General features: G+C 65.1%; 17 protein-coding genes. 11 read left to right on the top strand and 6 right to left on the bottom strand.

The features are described 5' to 3' along the window. Positions 1-14 precede the first annotated feature (14 nt). The 4 genes from J7355_RS02755 to J7355_RS02740 all read right to left on the bottom strand — a co-directional run bounded on the left by J7355_RS02755 (position 15) and on the right by J7355_RS02740 (position 3,182). Positions 15-533, bottom strand: coding sequence for an invasion associated locus B family protein (locus tag J7355_RS02755; RefSeq protein ID WP_209059748.1), 519 nt, complete (start codon positions 531-533; stop codon positions 15-17). An 85-nt stretch (positions 534-618) separates the two neighbouring features. Next, positions 619-1,035, bottom strand: a complete 417-nt coding sequence (locus J7355_RS02750; RefSeq protein ID WP_209059747.1) for a VOC family protein — start codon at positions 1,033-1,035, stop codon at positions 619-621. Between the two features lie 26 nt (positions 1,036-1,061). Next, the gene (locus J7355_RS02745; RefSeq protein WP_209059746.1) at positions 1,062-1,895 is read right to left on the bottom strand and encodes an aldo/keto reductase; all 834 of its coding nucleotides are present in this window, start codon (positions 1,893-1,895) and stop codon (positions 1,062-1,064) included. A 108-nt stretch (positions 1,896-2,003) separates the two neighbouring features. Then, complete coding sequence (locus tag J7355_RS02740) at positions 2,004-3,182, bottom strand: acetyl-CoA C-acetyltransferase (RefSeq protein ID WP_209059744.1); 1,179 nt, start codon at positions 3,180-3,182, stop codon at positions 2,004-2,006. A 76-nt stretch (positions 3,183-3,258) separates the two neighbouring features. On the opposite strand from J7355_RS02740, the gene J7355_RS02735 reads away from it, so the two are divergent. The 3 genes from J7355_RS02735 (at position 3,259) to J7355_RS02725 (ending at position 6,011) form a co-directional block, all read left to right on the top strand. After that, positions 3,259-3,609, top strand: coding sequence for an MGMT family protein (locus J7355_RS02735; protein ID WP_247739727.1), 351 nt, complete (start codon positions 3,259-3,261; stop codon positions 3,607-3,609). Positions 3,610-3,784: 175 nt separating this feature from the next. Next, positions 3,785-4,555: an SDR family NAD(P)-dependent oxidoreductase gene (locus J7355_RS02730; RefSeq protein WP_209059742.1), complete on the top strand. Its 771-nt coding sequence runs from the start codon at positions 3,785-3,787 to the stop codon at positions 4,553-4,555. Positions 4,556-4,649: 94 nt separating this feature from the next. Beyond that, positions 4,650-6,011, top strand: coding sequence for a sorbosone dehydrogenase family protein (locus J7355_RS02725; protein ID WP_209059740.1), 1,362 nt, complete (start codon positions 4,650-4,652; stop codon positions 6,009-6,011). Between the two features lie 82 nt (positions 6,012-6,093). Here J7355_RS02725 and J7355_RS02720 read toward each other — a convergent pair whose 3' ends face one another. Then, positions 6,094-6,315: a hypothetical protein gene (locus J7355_RS02720; protein ID WP_209059737.1), complete on the bottom strand. Its 222-nt coding sequence runs from the start codon at positions 6,313-6,315 to the stop codon at positions 6,094-6,096. Between the two features lie 277 nt (positions 6,316-6,592). Here J7355_RS02720 and J7355_RS02715 point away from each other — a divergent pair, with 277 nt between their 5' ends. The 6 genes from J7355_RS02715 to pip all read left to right on the top strand — a co-directional run bounded on the left by J7355_RS02715 (position 6,593) and on the right by pip (position 13,574). Beyond that, positions 6,593-7,756, top strand: a complete 1,164-nt coding sequence (locus J7355_RS02715) for a TAXI family TRAP transporter solute-binding subunit (protein ID WP_209059734.1) — start codon at positions 6,593-6,595, stop codon at positions 7,754-7,756. 78 nt (positions 7,757-7,834) lie between these two features. Beyond that, positions 7,835-9,853: a TRAP transporter permease gene (locus J7355_RS02710; RefSeq protein WP_209059731.1), complete on the top strand. Its 2,019-nt coding sequence runs from the start codon at positions 7,835-7,837 to the stop codon at positions 9,851-9,853. A 2-nt stretch (positions 9,854-9,855) separates the two neighbouring features. Next, positions 9,856-10,527 (top strand): 3-oxoacid CoA-transferase subunit A, encoded by a 672-nt coding sequence (locus tag J7355_RS02705; RefSeq protein ID WP_209059730.1) that lies wholly within the window; start codon positions 9,856-9,858, stop codon positions 10,525-10,527. Continuing rightward, on the top strand, positions 10,524-11,168 hold the full coding sequence (locus tag J7355_RS02700) for a 3-oxoacid CoA-transferase subunit B (protein ID WP_209059727.1): 645 nt from the start codon (positions 10,524-10,526) through the stop codon (positions 11,166-11,168). The genes J7355_RS02705 and J7355_RS02700 overlap by 4 nt, the downstream gene beginning before the upstream one ends. 47 nt (positions 11,169-11,215) lie before the next feature. Next, entirely contained in the window at positions 11,216-12,544 is a 1,329-nt protein-coding gene (locus J7355_RS02695; RefSeq protein ID WP_209059725.1) for a hypothetical protein, read from the top strand. Positions 12,545-12,605: 61 nt separating this feature from the next. Next, positions 12,606-13,574, top strand: a complete 969-nt coding sequence (pip, locus tag J7355_RS02690; protein ID WP_209059723.1) for a prolyl aminopeptidase — start codon at positions 12,606-12,608, stop codon at positions 13,572-13,574. Positions 13,575-13,583: 9 nt separating this feature from the next. On the opposite strand, the gene J7355_RS02685 is transcribed toward pip, so the two are convergent. Continuing rightward, a complete protein-coding gene (locus tag J7355_RS02685) occupies positions 13,584-14,579 on the bottom strand; it encodes a GGDEF domain-containing protein (RefSeq protein WP_209059720.1) in 996 nt (331 codons plus the stop codon). Between the two features lie 228 nt (positions 14,580-14,807). Here J7355_RS02685 and J7355_RS02680 point away from each other — a divergent pair, with 228 nt between their 5' ends. Together J7355_RS02680 and J7355_RS02675 are read left to right on the top strand one after the other, a co-directional pair. Beyond that, positions 14,808-15,167 (top strand): hypothetical protein, encoded by a 360-nt coding sequence (locus J7355_RS02680; protein ID WP_209059718.1) that lies wholly within the window; start codon positions 14,808-14,810, stop codon positions 15,165-15,167. A 126-nt stretch (positions 15,168-15,293) separates the two neighbouring features. Further along, on the top strand, positions 15,294-16,340 hold the full coding sequence (locus J7355_RS02675; RefSeq protein WP_209059717.1) for an alpha/beta hydrolase: 1,047 nt from the start codon (positions 15,294-15,296) through the stop codon (positions 16,338-16,340). Positions 16,341-16,514: the final 174 nt, after the last annotated feature.

Genomic DNA, 16,514 nt, shown 5'->3' with positions numbered 1-16,514 from the left:
ATCAGGCGAAAACGCTAGCGGCGGATTCGGTTATCCGCGTCGGTGAAGCCCTGCAACGACACGTTCAGATCCATACGTTCGCCCTGCGGATCGATGAGGCTGACCGTGGCCGTGCTGCCGCTGCGCATGCGGTTACGCAGTGCATCGTTGACCGGAAAATCGGCGCGGCAACCCTGCTCCAGACAAATCTGGAAGGGAAACGCCTGCGCCTCGCCGTTATCAACCTGCAGCTGCACACCCGGCGCGAGCCGCGTGCCCAGGGGCAGGATGAACACCATCGCGGCGGTATCGATTTCGGGCGGGTAACCCATCACCACACGAAGAATCGGCTTGCCGTTATCGGGGCTGTTGACGAGCTGGGTCATCTCGCAGCCGCCGCTGCCCGACTGCTCGGGACAACGCACTTCCCAGTCCTGGAAGGTTTCCACGGTCGTGTTGCCGCCACCCGACTGCTGGGCGAACGCCATCGGCGACAACATGAAAACGGTCGCCAGAATAAAAGCGCCGAAACTCGAAACTAGACGGAGCGACATATGAAACGGTCCCTTCAGGATTTATTCGACGCTACTCTACTAGACAACGCGGTGGCGGTCGCCGCCGACCTTCGTCGCGCACCGGTCAGTAGTTGGGCCAGATGCCGGGCGTGACGACTTCCAGCAGATGGCCATCCGGATCGCGAAAATAAAGACTCTCGGCGCCCCTGGGCCAGTGCGTTCGCCCCTCGATTGGCACACCCCGGGCGTCGAGATGGTCGGCCCAGGCGTGTAGCTGGTCGCGGTCGATCGCCAGCGCGATGTGCTGTCGCCCGCTGCCGTCGTGCGGCGGGATCGTGCCCATGCCGTTCGGCAGCTCGACGGTCTCGCGTGTCTCGCCATCCGCAAACAGCAGCAGCATGTTCCAGCCCACCGAATACGCGGTGAAGCGGTGATCCGCGGTATGCGGGATCAGACCCATGACGTTTTCAAAGAAATCCCGCGCCCGCGCCATGTCTCGCGTATACAGAATGGTTTCCAGAACGCCGTTCAGTCGGGGCATGGGCGGATGGCGTCGTTCGGCCGACATCAGTAGATCTGCAAGGGCTCGGGCCCCTGCGGGGGTGCGAACAGGGCATCGAGCGTGGCCCGGTCATCGCGCGAAAGAGTGATCTCAAGCGCCCCGGCGTTCTCGATCACCCGGTCCGCGCTTGCGGATTTCGGGATCGGCATCACCGCGTCGTGACCAAGCAGCCAAGCCAGCGCCGCCTGGGCGGCGGTCATGTCGCGCGCCGCGGCGAACTCCTGCAAACCGTCGTGGGACAGCAGGCTCGCATGGTCGAACGGCGAGTACGCCATGGTCGCGATGCCCTGGCTCTGCAACCAGGGCAACAAATCCCATTCGATGCCGCGCTGGTTGAGGTTGTACAGCAGCTGGTTGACCTGGATCGCGGCGCCACCGGGCGTCGCGTGAAAATCGCGCGCGGCATCAATATCCAGATTGCTGATGCCGAAATACCGGATCTTGCCGTCGCGTTGCAGCTGCTCGAATGCGGCGATCGTGTCCTCGAACGCCACACCGCCCTGCCAGTGCAGCAGATACAGGTCGAGACACTCGGTACCGAGCCTCTGCAGACTGGCTTCGCAGGCAGCGATCGCCCGCTTACGCCCGGCATTGGACGGCAAAACCTTGCTGACCAGAAACACGTTGTCACGGCGATCCGCGATGGCTTCGCCCACGAGCCGCTCCGAGCGCCCGCTGCCGTACATCTCGGCGGTGTCGATCAGCGACAGCCCACGTTCGATACCGGCCTGCAATGCGGCGATTTCCTCTCGACGGGTCGTGGGGTCATCGCCCAGAAACCAGGTGCCCTGACCCATCGCCGGGACGTTCTCTGCGCAGGGCAATTTGACGTACTGCATGAAAATCGCCTGTAGCCGTTCGTGTTCGGCGCATCGGCCTGACGACCAAGACCGCGCCGCGTCGTGCCTGCCGGGTTGCCGCGCGTCGTAGCGCGGCGCGGCCGCCGATCAGAGCCGTTCGATGATGGTTACGTTCGCCATGCCACCGCCCTCGCACATCGTCTGCAGACCATAACGACCGCCACGCGCCTGCAGTGCATGCACGAGCGTGGTCATCAGCTTCGTGCCCGAGGCGCCCAGCGGGTGCCCGAGCGCGATTGCACCTCCGTTGACGTTGAGCCGCTCCGGATCGGCGCGGGTCGACTGCAGCCAGGCAAGCGGAATTGGTGCGAAGGCCTCGTTGACTTCGAAAAGGTCGATATCGTCGATGGTCATGCCGGCGCGATCGAGCGCACGCTCGGTCGCCGGCAACGGTGCTTCGAGCATGATGACCGGGTCGTGGCCCATCACGCTCATGTGATGAATACGCGCCAGCGGCTTGACCCCCAGACGCTTGAGGCCAGCCTCGCTGACCACCATCACGCCGCTCGCCCCGTCGCATATCTGGCTCGCGGTGGCTGCAGAAATGCGGCCGTTCTCGGCGAGCAGCTTCACGCTCGAGATCGACTCCAGCGTGGCATCGAAACGAATACCTTCGTCGACGGTATGACTGCTCTCCTCGCCCGATTCGGGATCGAGCACGGTGATCGGAAGGATTTCGTCGTCGAAAGCGCCGGTCTGCGTGGCACGAATGGCGCGCTGGTGGCTCGCCAGGGCGAACTCGTCAAGCGCGGCGCGCTCGATGCCGTATTTCTCGGCGACCATCTCCGCGCCATCGAACTGACTGAACAGTTGCGTGTGCGGATAACGGTCCCGGATCGCCGGGCTCATGTAGATGCCCATATCGGCCTGCTTGGCGAGGGTTAGCGGCGCGCCCATGGGCACCCGCGTCATGCTCTCGACGCCGCCGGCGATAACGACGTCCATGCTGCCCGACATGACCGCCTGGGCGGCGAAGTGCAACGCCTGCTGGGAAGAACCGCACTGGCGGTCCACACTCGTGCCGGGTACCGACTCGGGCAGGCTGGAGGCGAGCACGGCATTGCGCGCGACGTTGACTGCCTGCTCGCCGACCTGGCCCACGCAGCCGAGGATCACGTCATCCACGGCATCGGGGTCGGCGCCGCTTCGACCCACGAGGCCGTCGATCAGTGCCCCGGCAAGGTCCACGGGGTGCCAGCCGGACAGACGGCCACCCCGGCGGCCGCCGGCGGTGCGCAGCGCAGAAACGAGATAGGCGTCGCTCATGTCATCATTCGCAATCGGGAGGGGATGTCTTTGTGCCACCCTCTCCGTCGCGCTGTAAAGCATGTTCGAAACCGATATGAGCAAAAGCGGGCAAGCCGATATGAATTCCGGCGCGTCGGACTCCAGCGCCTACACGCCCATCTTCGATGTCGTGCGCCGTATTCCGTCAGGCCGCGTCACGACCTATGGACGCATCGCGCGGCTGGTCGGGCGCCCGCGCGCGGCGCGCGTGGTCGGCTACGCGATGCATCGCTGCCCGCCGGGCCTGCCCTGGCATCGGGTGGTGAACGCGCAAGGGCGCGTGTCGCTGCCTGCCGACAGCACCGCCGGTCTGGCACAGCGGCGACAGCTCGAGGACGAAGGCGTGGTCTTCATCGGTGGGCGTATCGATCTCGATCGATATGCATGGCCCGACGACGACGCGTGACCTGCGTCGGCCTGGCGGTTTCGGGATGTTTGGCAAAAGCCGCTCGACCCGTCAGCCGGTGCATGACGATACGCCCGGCGATGCCCTAGTGCCCGCACACGACCGGGCAACCGCGATGCTAGGCTCAGGGACAGGGTTGCCCTGACCAAGTGCGTCGAAATATCAAGGAGTCGTCATGCAGATCGCAGACCGTTGTTTTCTGATCACCGGAGGCGGCTCCGGACTCGGCGCGGCGAGCGCGGCCATGCTGGTGGCGACTGGCGCGCGCGTACTCATCGCCGACGTCAACGAAGAGGCCGGGCGCGCCACCGCCGAGGATCTGGGCGAGGCCGCACGATTCGTGTATTGCGATGTCACCCGCGAAGAAGACGGCAAGGCCGCGATCAGTGCCGCGCGTCAGCACGGCGGCGCACTCCACGGCCTGCTCAACTGTGCGGGTATCGGTGCGCCCGGCAAGGTGCTGGGCAAGTCAGGCCCGCATGATCTGGCCGCCTTCTCGAAGGTCGTACAGGTCAATCTGATCGGCAGTTTCAACATGATCCGCCTCGCGTGCGAAGCCATGGCTGCCGGCAACGGCCAGGGTACGGACGACGAGCGCGGCGTGATCATCAACACGGCGTCGGTGGCCGCATTCGAGGGCCAGATCGGACAGGCCTCCTATTCCGCGTCCAAGGGCGGCATCGTCAGCATGACCCTGCCGATAGCGCGCGAACTGGCCCGCCACGGTATACGGGTCATGACGATTGCGCCGGGCATCTTCGATACCCCGATGATGGCCGAGCTGCCCGAAGAGGTGCGCGATTCGCTGGGCGCGATGGTGCCCTTTCCCCCGCGTCTGGGCGAGCCGGCGGAGTTTGCGCGTCTCGCGCGCGACATCATCGAAAACACCATGCTCAACGGCACGACCATTCGGCTCGACGGCGCCATTCGCATGCAGCCCCGATAGCGCACGCTCCGGAATTGACGGCGCGTGCGGCTTGCCCTGCGCGACGGTCGAATCGGATAGAGTGTGCGTATTACATCAACCAACGCGATACCTCATGCCTATCCCCTCCACCGTTCGGACATCCGTCGTCTTTCTCGCCGCCATGACACTGACGGCCTGCGGTAGCGAAGCCCGGCTCTCCGTCGATCAGGGCACGGGCCCGGACCCAGAGCTGCCGGAGCCGCAGAGCAGCCTGATCCCCACGGTAAACATTGCCAAGGCCAACCGCTGGGCCGAAGGTGAGAAGCCGAGCGCCGCGCAAGGCCTCGAGGTCAACGCCTTCGCCCAGGGCCTCGACCACCCCCGTTGGCTGTATGTCCTGCCCAATGGCGACGTGCTGGTTGCCGAAAGCAACGCCCCCAAACGTCCCGAAGACGCGACCGGCATCCGCGGCTGGGTGATGAAAAAGGTCATGCAGCGCGCCGGCGCGGGCGTGCCGAGCGCCGACCGCATCACCCTGCTGCGTGACACCGACGACGACGGCCGGGCCGACGAACGCCATGTGTTTCTCGACGACCTGTTCTCGCCGTTCGGCATGACGCTTGTCGACAACACGCTTTATGTGGCCAACACCGATGCCGTCGTCGCATTCGAGTACGAAGCAGACGCCGACCGGATCGACAGCGAAGGTCGCGAGGTCACGAGCCTGCCCGCCGGGCCGATCAATCATCACTGGACCAAGAACGTATCGGCCAGCCCGGACGGCACCACGCTGTACGCCACCGTCGGCTCCAACAGCAACGTGGCCGAAAACGGCATGGACGCAGAGAAAGGACGCGCCGCGATCTGGCAGATCGACCGCGAAACGGGTGAAAGCGAGGTTTACGCGACCGGGCTGCGCAACCCGAACGGGATCGCGTTCGTGCCACAGCCCGACGGCAAGGACGAACTCTGGACCGTGGTCAACGAGCGCGACGAGATCGGCAGCGATCTGGTGCCCGATTACATGACCTCGGTACAGGACGGCGGCTTCTACGGCTGGCCGTACAGCTACTTCGGCCAGAACGTGGACGAACGCGTACAGCCCCGGAAACCCAAGCTGGTGGAACAGGCGATCAAGCCGGATTACGCCCTCGGCCCGCACACCGCGTCGCTCGGCCTTTACTACAGCCAGGACAATGCGCTGACCGAGGCATACCAGAACGGCATGTTCGTCGGTCAGCACGGTTCATGGAATCGCAAGCCGCGCAGTGGCTACCGAGTCATTTTCGTGCCGTTCGAGAACGGCGACCCGGCCGGCCAGCCGCAGGTGGTGCTCGACGACTTTATCCAGGACGACGAGGCCAAGGGTCGCCCGGTCGGCGTGGTCATCGACAACAGCGGCAGCCTGCTCGTGGCCGACGACGTGGGCAACACGATCTGGCGGGTAAGCCGCAGCGGCCGTTCGACAAACGACAGCGATCAGCCAGCCAACTGATCCGCAGGCCGGTCTGTACGCGCAGCCCGCGCGTGCAGACCGGGCGCCGCTATCGCATCCATAGCGTTCGCGTATAGAGCGCTCACGAACTGAAATGCTGCGATTCGCCCCGCCGCCCGCCGTGTCCTAAGAGCGCAAAGCGCGCCTGCATGCTGGGATTGACGCCGCCCTTGGGGTCGCGCGACTGAAACAACGTTTCGATTTGCCGCCTTATCTGGCACCCACCCGAAACGCTCGCGCCTGCCGGCTGTTCTGCAACGGGCCGGCATCGCGGCGAGCCGCCAGTTTGCTTGATTCGCGTCATGGCGAAACGCCCGTGATTACGACGTTTTGCCGGGGATCGCGTTTTTTCCCTCCAGCGCGTACAACGGTGACATGAGTGAACGGTAATTTCGTGTTCACCGCTGGTTATGGTGAACGCACATGCATCGCTCATGCGTTGACCGCTTCCGCCTGCGCGCATACGCTTCGCGACCAACTGTTCGCCATGCAGTCACTTTCGAGTGAGCGTGTCCGATCGGTATGCCATCGCGCCACAGGGTGCGGGACAAGAATCAGAAACACGTGGAGATCACCCCATCATGCGTTCAAAAACTCTACTCGGCGCGTTGTCGCCGTTGCTTCTGACGGCTGCCTTCGGTCTGGCGCCGATTGCCAGCACCCAGGCCGCGGAGAGCGGCGCCGACGCGCCGGAGCTGCCGCGTTCCATGACCTGGTCATCTTATGATGTCGGTTCGGCCGGTTATGCCGAGGCCTCCGCCATCGCCGACGCGTTCGGACGCGAGTTCGGCACCCGTATCCGTATCCAGCCGTCGGGTTCCTCGATCGGCCGCCTGCAGCCGGTGCTGAAAAAGCGTGCGGAAGTCGGTTTTCTCGCCACCGAGGCATTCTTCGCCTCTGAAGGCGTGGCCGATTTCGCCGATCGCCGCTGGGGCCCGCAGAACCTGCGCACGCTCGGCGGGCGCCCCTCCTCGTTCGGCATCTTCACCGCCAAGGACGCCAACATCCGCTCGATGCAGGATCTCAAGGGCAAGCGCTTTGCCTACGTGGCCGGCAACCCGTCGATCAACCTCAAGTGCGATGCGCTGCTCGGCGCGGCGGGCCTGACCCGTGACGATGTCGACGCACGCATGTTCCCCACCTACAACGCGACCATGAGTTCGCTGGCCCAGGGCAAGGCCGATGCCTCCTGCACCACCACAACGCCCAGCCAGCTCTATGAACTGGCCGAATCGCCGCGCGGCATCCATTGGCTGGAAGTCGACCCGGACGACGAAAAAGCCTGGGCCCGTCTGCGCAAGATCGCGCCGTTCCTGCAGCCGTACACCGAAACGGTCGGCGCCGGCCTGAGCGAAGACAACCCGGTCAACATCTTCGCCTATCGCTATCCGGTGCTGGTCGTGCGTGCCGATCAGGATGAAGAGCTGGTCTACAACTTCCTCAAGGCCTTCGACCAGACCTATCCGATGTACAAGGACGGCACCGCGATCATGAATCGCTGGAAGATGGACCGCGCGGGCACTCCGCCCATCGACGTGCCCTTCCATCCCGGTGCGATCAAGTACCTGAAGGAAAAAGACATCTGGACCGACGAGATGCAGGCCTGGAACGACAAGCGTCTGGCACGCCTGAATGCGCTGCGGGCCGCCTGGAAAGACGCCGTCGCCGAGGGCGAAGGCAAGAGCGACGACGCCTTCGCCAATATCTGGGAAACCCATCGCCAGAAGGCGCTGGATTCGCTGTAAGCGTTTTTCCCCGGGGCCGGGCCTGTCGACAGGCCCGGCCTCAGTCTGTTCCCGTTCATAGCCACCGAGGGCGCCGCCATGGCCTCGAACACGCCATCTGCCACCGAGATCAGTCTGGAAACGGACAAGAAAGCCAGCCGCCTGCGCGGCGCCGCCTACTGGACCACCCTGGGCCTGGGCACGCTCGGTCTGCTACTCACCATCAACCAGACCTTCACGCTCGGGCTGTTCGGCTTCCAGCCGCTCGGCAACGCCTTTCTCTACTATCTGATCGGCCTGTTTCTGGCCGCGACCTTTCTCTACTACCCTGCGTGGTCGGGCGCGAAGAACAACGTGCCGCTCTATGACTGGGTGCTTGCCGTGATCGCCCTCGTGCCGGCGATCTATCTCGGCCAGCACGGCCTGCAAATCATTCAGGAAGGCTGGGACTTCAGCGCGCCGATCGAGGCGACCATCGCCTCGGGCGTCATGCTGGCGCTGATCCTCGAAGGCACGCGCCGCTGCGGCGGCCTGATTCTGGTCGTCGTCGCCTTGTTGTTCGGCTGCTATCCGCTGTTCGCCGACTACATGCCCGGCTTTCTCTGGGGTACGCAGTACGGTTTCGGTGAAACGCTGCGCGCGCACGTGCTCGGCGTGGAAAGCGTGATCGGCATTCCCATGCAGGTGGTGGCGAACCTCATCATCGGCTTCGTGGTCTTCGGCGCCGCGCTGACGGTCACCGGCGGCGGCGATTTCTTCATGGACTTCGCCATGGCCCTGATGGGCCGCAGCCGCGGCGGACCGGCCAAGGTGGCCGTGGTCTCCAGCGGGATCATGGGCAGCCTGTCCGGCAGCGTGATCTCGAACATCCTCACCACAGGCCCGATCACCATCCCGACCATGAAGAAGTCGGGCTATCCGGCCCACTATGCCGGGGCGATCGAAGCCTGTTCGTCGACCGGCGGAACCTTGATGCCCCCGGTGATGGGTGCGGTGGCCTTCATCATGGCCTCGTTTCTGAACGTGCCCTATGCCGAGGTGATGATCGCCGCGTTCCTGCCGGCGTTGCTGTTCTATCTCGCGCTGCTTTTCCAGGTGGACGCCTACGCCGCGCGCCGCGGGCTGATCGGGCTGCCGGAATCGCAGATCCCGCGCGTGATCGACACCCTCAAGACCGGCTGGCCCTATCTGTTCAGCCTCGCCATGCTCATCTATATGCTGCTGGTGATGCGCCTGGACGCCTATGCGCCCTACTACGCCACCCTCATCCTGCTGGTCATCGCCGTGTTCAAGCGCAGCCACCGGCTGGACTGGCGCCGGCTTCAGTACCTCATGCTCAACCTCACCAGCAGCGTGGCGAGCCTGGTATCGATTCTGGCCGGTATCGGCCTCGTGGTCGGCGGGCTGTCCTATACCGGCGTGGCCGGCGCATTCTCGCGCGAGCTGCTGCTCTATGCGGACGGCAGCATTCCGTTGATGCTGGCCGCCGGCGCGATCACCAGCTTCGTGCTCGGCATGGGCATGACGGTAAGCGCCTGCTATATCTTCCTGTCGATTCTGCTGGCGCCCGCGCTGGTCGAGGCCGGGCTGAACCCGCTGGCCAGCCACCTGTTCATTCTTTACTGGGGCATGTTGTCCTACATCACGCCGCCGGTCGCGCTGGCCGCGATCACGGCATCGGGCGTGGCGGGCTCGAACGCCGGGCGCACCGGGCTTTACGCCATGCGTCTGGGCAGCATCCTGTTCGTGCTGCCGTTTCTGTTCGTGACCAATCCCGCGCTGATTCTGCAGGGCGATATCGTCCATATCGCGCTGTCCACGATTACCGCCGTGGCCGCCATCTGGCTGGTCGCCGCCGCGCTCGAGGGCTATCTCTATCGCGTCGGCGCGATCAACCCGGCCATGCGCCTGATCGTTCTCGCGGCCGGTGCCGCGCTGATCTACCCGGAGCGCGCCTCGGATCTGCTGGGCGTCGCAATCATCGCCGCCGTGTATATCGCCGATGCCGCGCTCGGCGGCCGGCTCGGCTCCAAGGACGCCCAGCGCCTGGCCGAAGCGAAACAGGCCGATCAGGCCGAACAGGAAAACAGCAACGCGCAATCCCAGAAGGTGACTTGAGGATGATAGACAAGCGAATCGCGTCCATGCGCGAAGCGATCGCCGGTATCAAGAGCGGCGACGCCGTGATGATCGGCGGCTTCGGCAGCTCGGGCATTCCCTTCGAGCTGATCGAGGCGCTGCGCCTGCACGGCGCGGACAATCTGACCGTGATCTCGAACAACGCCGGCTCGCACGAGATCGGCATCGCCACGCTGCTGCGCGACCGGCTGGTCAGCAAGGTGGTGTGCAGCTACCCGCGTTCCCAGGGCTCGATCTGGTTCGAGCGCATGTTCGAGGAAGGCGCGATCGAGCTGGAACTCATGCCGCAAGGCACGTTCGCCGAACGCATGCGCGCCGCCGGCGCCGGGCTGGGCGGTTTCTTCACGCCCACCGGCTACGGCACCAAGCTCGCCGACGGCAAGGAAACACGCGAGATCGACGGCGTGGGCTATGTACTCGAATACCCGCTCAAGGCCGAGTTCGCGCTCATCAAGGCCCACAAGGGCGACAAGTGGGGCAACCTCGCCTACAACACCGCCGGACGCAATTTCAATCCGGTGATGGCGATGGCCGCCGAAACCACCGTGGCCGAAGTCGAACATATCGTCGAGCTCGGCGAACTGGACCCGGAAAGCGTGGCGACGCCCGGCATCTTCGTCGACCGCATCGTGGCACAGGAAGGACTCGTATGACCCGTCTCGAACCCCCGCAGATGGCCGAACGTCTGGCCCAGGACATTCCCGACGGCAGCTATGTGAATCTCGGCATCGGCATGCCGGTGATGGTCGCCAACTACGTGCCCGAGGGCCGCGAGGTGATCTATCACAGCGAGAACGGCATCCTCGGTGTCGGCCCCACGCCCGAACCCGGCACCGAAGACCCGGACCTGATCAACGCTGCGAAACAGTACGTCACGCTCATTAACGGCGGGTGCTATTTCGATACCGCGGATTCCTTCGCGATGATGCGCGGCGGGCATCTGGATATCGCCGTGCTCGGTGGCTTTCAGGTGTCGGCCGACGGCAATCTCGCCAACTGGGCGACCGACAACGAGAAATACCCGCCGGCAGTGGGCGGCGCCATGGATCTGTCGGTCGGCGCGAAGACCGTGTATGTGCTCATGCGCCATACCACGAAGGACGGCCAGCCGAAGATTCTGGATGCCTGCACCTATCCGCTGACCGGCACGCGTGTGGTCAGCCGCATCTACACCGACCTGGCCGTGATCGAGATCACGCCCGAAGGCCCGCGCGTGATCGAACTGTTCGGCGACAACAGCTTCGACGATGTACAGGCTGTGACCGGCACGCGCCTGCTGGCGCCGCAGACCTAGCGCCGGCTCGCCTTGTTCAGGCCGGCCGCAACCGACAGCACACGCGCGTGACGGCACGCGACTCGCTTGGCGGGGCGCGCAGCGCGCTGATCTATATCGCGCTCGCGGCCGGCGTGATCGGCGAACCGCGCCTGGCGTGGTTCGTCGGCGCGCCGGCCGTGGTGCTGGCTATCGTGCTGTCGTGGCCGCGCCTCAACCGTATCCCGCGCGTGATCATCACCGCCGTTCTGGCCGCGATCGCCGCAGCGCTCGCGCTCGACCCGGCGCTGCTCGGCCCGGGTTTCATGACCATCACGCGGCTGGCCGCGCTGATTGTCGGTGTCATGCTGCTGGCCCATGTGCTCGGCAATTCGCGCCATCTCGCGATCATCTCGGAGCATCTGTTCGCCGGGCGCGCGCTCACGCGTTATCTGAGCATCACCTTCGGCACGCTCTTTCTGGCAATGCCGCTGAACTTCGGCTCGGTCAGCGTGGTGTCCACGCTCATCGGCCGCGAAATCGACACACACGGCGATTCGCACGGCACACGCAATGCCGCCCGTGCGGTGCTTCGCGGCTTCGGTTCGGCCTCGCTGTGCTCGCCGCTGTCCATCGCCGTGGTGCTCACGCTCACACTCGTGCCCGGCCTGCACGGCTGGCAGCTCATCGGCCTGACCTTTCCCCTCGCCGCAAGCTATCTGTTGTTCGGCACCGTCTTTCGCGAGAACGAGAACGACACGCCGGATGCCCCCGACCGCCAGGCGCCCGACCACGTGTTGCCGTCGTGGCTTTTCTTCGGTGGCTGTATCGGCCTGATCTGTATCGCCACGTTCGCCTCGCGCGCGTTTCTGGGTCTGGCCTATGCGCAGGCAGTGACCTGCAGCTGTCTGCTGGTGGTCGTCATCGGGCTCGCGGGCAGTCCGCACGGCCAGCGCAAGCCGCCGCGCATGGACAGCATCGGCAACGAAGTGGCGATCATCTGCGGCTCGGCGTTTCTCGGCGCGACCCTGAGCGCGTTCGTATCCAGCCGGCTGGGCGCGGCATTCGAACTGCCCGCCTGGGCTTTTCCGGCGATTGCGCTCGGTCTGCCCTGGACGCTTTTCGCCGGCGGGCTGATCGGCGTAAACCCGCTCATCCTCGTGACCATGGTGGGTGGCCTGTCCGGCCAGCTCTGGCCGGCCGGCGCCGGGCTCGGCCTCGCCGTGGCCATGGTGTGCGGCTGGGGCCTGACCATCGCGGGTACGCCCTATTCGGCCAACGCGCTGCTCGTGCAACGTCTGACCGGCTACGACAACTGGCGTATCACGGTCCACTGGAGCGCGCGGCTGTCGCTGATAGCGCTTACGCTGGCGTCGCTGCTGGCCGCCGGACTCACCCTGGCACTCATGCGCGGCTGAGCACGATCGCCGGCGATGCTAGCCTGAGCGGCCGAACCTCCTAGCCATCGATCGCATGCCGATGACCGATCCTCGTACGGACTATCGCCCACTCTATCCCGAAATCGAACCCTACGACAGCGGCCAGCTTGCGGTGGACGAACGGCACACGCTCTACTACGAGCAATGCGGCAACCCGCAGGGCAAGCCGGTGGTCTTTCTGCACGGCGGCCCCGGCGGCGGCGCAGGGCCGAGCAGCCGCCGCTTCTTCGACCCCGATCATTACCGGATCGTGCTGTTCGATCAGCGCGGCTGCGGGCGATCCACGCCCCATGCCGACCTCGTCGACAACACCACCTGGCATCTGGTCGACGACATCGAACGCCTGCGCACGCATCTCGCGATCGAACGCTGGCAGGTCTTCGGCGGCTCCTGGGGGTCCACGCTCGCGCTCGCCTATGCGCAGAGTCACCCGGCGCGGGTCACCGAGCTCGTGCTGCGGGGCATCTTCATGCTGCGGCGTGCGGAAATGCTCTGGTTCTATCAGCAGGGCGCGAGCGCACTGTTTCCGGATGCGTTCGAGGCCTATCGCGACCACATCCCCGTGGGCGAGCGCGGCGACCTGATCAGCGCCTATTACCGCCGCCTGACCAGCGACGACGAGACCGTGCGCCTCGAGGCGGCACGCCACTGGTCAGGCTGGGAAGGGGCGACGAGTTATCTCAAGCCCAGCCGCGACTACATGAACACCACGACGGCGAGCCGATTCGCGCTCGCCTTCGCGCGCATCGAGTGCCACTACTTCGTGCACGGGGGCTTTTTCGAACGCGACGATCAGCTGCTGCGCAATATCGACGTCATACGCGATATTCCGACCGTGATCGTGCACGGCCGATACGATGTCGTGTGTCCGCTGGCCAACGCCTGGGATCTGCATCGCGCCTGGCCGCAAGCCGACCTGCGGATCACGCCGGACGCCGGGCATTCGGCCTTCGAACCCGGCAACCGACACGCCCTGCTGGAAGCGACGGATGCCTTTCGCGGGCGCTGACCGCCGCGGCTAGCTGTCCAAACTCGCGCGCTGGCGCCGCTCGGCCACCGCGACGGTGGGCACGGGCGCCGGTGCGCTGCGTGCACAGTTGCGCCCGGCATCCTTGGCGGCGAACAACGCCTCGTCGGCGCGCTTGATCGCGGCGTCCGCTGCCATGCCCGGCTGCGGCGTGACCACGGTATAGCCCACGCTGATCGTCAGCCGGCCGCTCGGCGCATTCGGGTTACGCAAGGCGAGATCGCGCACGCGCCGGCACAGGTCGTCGGCGAAATGCCCGGCGGGCTGGCGGTCCATGCCACAGGCCACGACCACGAACTCCTCGCCGCCATAGCGGGCAAGAAAATCCGACCCGCGCTGAAAACTCTCGGCCAGGGTCTGGGCAACATCAATCAATGCCTCGTCGCCCTTCTGGTGGCCGAAGTGGTCGTTGTAGGCCTTGAAATGGTCGATATCGATGAAAAAGATCGCCATCGACTCGGCGGCGCGCGTGGAGATCTTCCAGAGCGTGTTCAGCCGGCTGTCGAAATGACGTCGGTTATACACTCCGGTCAGCGCATCGAGCGTGACCAGCTCTTCGAGCGCGCGCTTGGCCGACTCCAGGTCGCGATTGCGTGCCCGCAGCTGCTCGTCGAGCAGCACACGCTGGGTGACATCCTTCTGGAAACCGATGTAATGCGTGACCGCGCCATTCTCGTCATGAATCGGCGACACGCTCAGCTCGTTCCAGAACAGGGTGCCGTCCTTGCGGTAGTTCGCCAACACTTCGGAAAAGCCTTCGCCCTGGGCCACCGCCGCACGCATGACGCCGCGCTGACGGGCGTCGATCGCCCCGCCCTGAAGAAAACGGCAGTTGCGACCGACCGCATCATCGTAATTGTAGCCGGTCATGCGCTCGAAAGCGGGATTGACGAAGATGAGCGGGGTATCGATCTCACGCGCGTCGGCGATGGAAATACCGTCACGCGAGTCCATCACGGCGTGCTGCAACAATTCGAGATCGATCATCAGGTCTATATTTCCCACACAAGCCGACGCAGTTAAGCATTAACCGGTGCGCAATTAAATCACGAACAGTACCTAGCCCGTTTTTGTCACCTACCCGCCCTGTCAGGCGTCCCACGCGTGACGTTCTGCGGCAGTAGCCCCGTCACCGCTGACCGGCCCATCGCTGGCCGTCGGGCACGCTCGAGGGCTATGCTCGGCGGGCCATCAATCCACAACGAGAACGACCCCATGGCCACCGACAACTGCTGCTCGATTGCCCCGTATTTCGAAGTCCCCGACGAGCGCATGGACGAATTCATGGCGCTGGTGGATCGCTTTGTCGAAGCGTCCCGCAGCGAGCCCGCATGCCTGTACTACGGCTTTCTCTTCGACGGCAATACCGCGACCTGTCGCGAAGGCTATGACGGCGCGGCCGGCGTGCTCGCACATCTCGACAACATCGGCGAGCTGTTTGCCCAGGCCCAGGAAGTCGCCACGCTGACCCGACTGGAAGTCCACGGCCCGGCAGCCGAACTCGATCAGCTGCGCGAGCCGCTGGCCGGGATGGGCGTGGATTTCTATGTGCTGTCTCAGGGGTTTCGAAACTAGCGCACCGACATGAGCCACACCGGGCATCGGGCCGCCGAGCGCAGCGGTGGCCCGATGCGCTAGACTTCTGACAACGCCCCCGGTCAGATTTCGCCGGGCCACCCGTTTGTCAGACTCCAGGTGATCATGAAGGCAAAAACCCTCGCCAGCCGCATCGAAGGCGGCATGGCTCGCGCCACGTTGAACCTGCCCGCAGCGCTATTGCGCATTCTGGCCGGCCGTCCCGTCATCCGCGACGGCCAGACGCTGGATGTGCAGACACAGATGCTGCTTCGCCTGCAAAACCTCCGCGGCGGCGCCGCGCTCGGCGGCCGCCCGGTCGCGCGCGAACGCGCCCTCATGGAAAGTCAGTGTCAGCTGCTCGAGCCGACGACGGAGCGTCACGTCGATACGCGCGAGACACAGCTGGCCGGGGCCGACGGGCCGATCGCCGCGCGCGTCTACCGCCCGGCCGAGTGCCCGGACAAGGGCGGCGCACTGGTGTTCTATCACGGCGGCGGCTTCGTGATCGGTTCGCTGGATTCGCACGACGGCGTATGCCGCGCGCTGGCCGAACGCGCCAACTGTGTGGTCATCGCGGTCGACTATCGCCTCGCGCCGGAGCATCCCGCACCGGCCGGCGCCCATGACGCCATTGCCGCATTCCGCGATATCGTCGCCCGGGCCGACGAATTCGGTGTCGATGGTCGTCGTCTCGCCGTCGGCGGCGACAGCGCCGGCGGCAATCTCTCGGCCGTGGTCGCACAGGCCACCCGCGACGACGAGGCCGCGCCCTGTTTTCAGCTGCTGTTCTATCCCGCGGTCGATTTCGCCGAGGACCGCGAATCGGTCAGGACCTTCGCCAGCGGTTTCCTGCTGGAAAAATCCTCGATGGACTGGTTTCGCGGCCACTACATCCCGGACGGCATGGACAATCGCGATCCCCGGGTCTCGCCCATCTATGGCGATCTCGCGGGTCTCGCGCCCGCGATCGTCATCACCGGCGGTTTCGACCCCCTGCGCGACGAAGGCGAGGCTTATGCGCGGATGATGCAGGCCGCCGGGGTCGAGGTGCACGTCTCGCGCCGACCGACCATGATTCACGGCTTCTTGAATGTCGCCGGCGCAATCGCGGGCGGCGACGCGGCGCTGACCGAAGGCGCACAGGCACTACGCCAGGCGTTGTCGCGCTAGTACGCGCGGACCCATCCGCCCGCCGCACCCGGCCTTGCGCTGCCTGGGTGTATGCGGCGCGGGGGTGTTGCGTCGCGTCATTTCATAGAGAGTTGAACTTGCACATTTTTTAGAAGTCAGTAATGGTGATGACCGGTCGCTGTATTCACCAAGATACGGCGGCCGGATCTTGCG

Source organism: Endozoicomonas sp. G2_2, from assembly GCF_017744135.1.
Classification (GTDB): Bacteria; Pseudomonadota; Gammaproteobacteria; order Nevskiales; family Salinisphaeraceae; genus Salinisphaera.
The sequence above is the reverse complement of the archived record's forward strand: the minus strand, read 5'-3'. Positions and strand labels throughout refer to the sequence as shown.

Excerpts from the sequence above, each read along its gene's own strand:
- J7355_RS02710 (WP_209059731.1), top strand. The coding sequence starts at position 7,835 with ATGGCCTCGAACACGCCATCTGCCACCGAGATCAGTCTGGAAACGGAC.
- J7355_RS02755 (WP_209059748.1), bottom strand. The coding sequence starts at position 533 with ATGTCGCTCCGTCTAGTTTCGAGTTTCGGCGCTTTTATTCTGGCGACC.
- J7355_RS02730 (WP_209059742.1), top strand. The coding sequence starts at position 3,785 with ATGCAGATCGCAGACCGTTGTTTTCTGATCACCGGAGGCGGCTCCGGA.
- J7355_RS02745 (WP_209059746.1), bottom strand. The coding sequence starts at position 1,895 with ATGCAGTACGTCAAATTGCCCTGCGCAGAGAACGTCCCGGCGATGGGT.
- J7355_RS02735 (WP_247739727.1), top strand. The coding sequence starts at position 3,259 with ATGAGCAAAAGCGGGCAAGCCGATATGAATTCCGGCGCGTCGGACTCC.
- J7355_RS02680 (WP_209059718.1), top strand. The coding sequence starts at position 14,808 with ATGGCCACCGACAACTGCTGCTCGATTGCCCCGTATTTCGAAGTCCCC.
- J7355_RS02700 (WP_209059727.1), top strand. The coding sequence starts at position 10,524 with ATGACCCGTCTCGAACCCCCGCAGATGGCCGAACGTCTGGCCCAGGAC.
- J7355_RS02675 (WP_209059717.1), top strand. The coding sequence starts at position 15,294 with ATGAAGGCAAAAACCCTCGCCAGCCGCATCGAAGGCGGCATGGCTCGC.
- J7355_RS02715 (WP_209059734.1), top strand. The coding sequence starts at position 6,593 with ATGCGTTCAAAAACTCTACTCGGCGCGTTGTCGCCGTTGCTTCTGACG.
- J7355_RS02750 (WP_209059747.1), bottom strand. The coding sequence starts at position 1,035 with ATGCCCCGACTGAACGGCGTTCTGGAAACCATTCTGTATACGCGAGAC.
- pip (WP_209059723.1), top strand. The coding sequence starts at position 12,606 with ATGACCGATCCTCGTACGGACTATCGCCCACTCTATCCCGAAATCGAA.
- J7355_RS02720 (WP_209059737.1), bottom strand. The coding sequence starts at position 6,315 with ATGACGCGAATCAAGCAAACTGGCGGCTCGCCGCGATGCCGGCCCGTT.
- J7355_RS02705 (WP_209059730.1), top strand. The coding sequence starts at position 9,856 with ATGATAGACAAGCGAATCGCGTCCATGCGCGAAGCGATCGCCGGTATC.
- J7355_RS02725 (WP_209059740.1), top strand. The coding sequence starts at position 4,650 with ATGCCTATCCCCTCCACCGTTCGGACATCCGTCGTCTTTCTCGCCGCC.
- J7355_RS02685 (WP_209059720.1), bottom strand. The coding sequence starts at position 14,579 with ATGATCGATCTCGAATTGTTGCAGCACGCCGTGATGGACTCGCGTGAC.
- J7355_RS02740 (WP_209059744.1), bottom strand. The coding sequence starts at position 3,182 with ATGAGCGACGCCTATCTCGTTTCTGCGCTGCGCACCGCCGGCGGCCGC.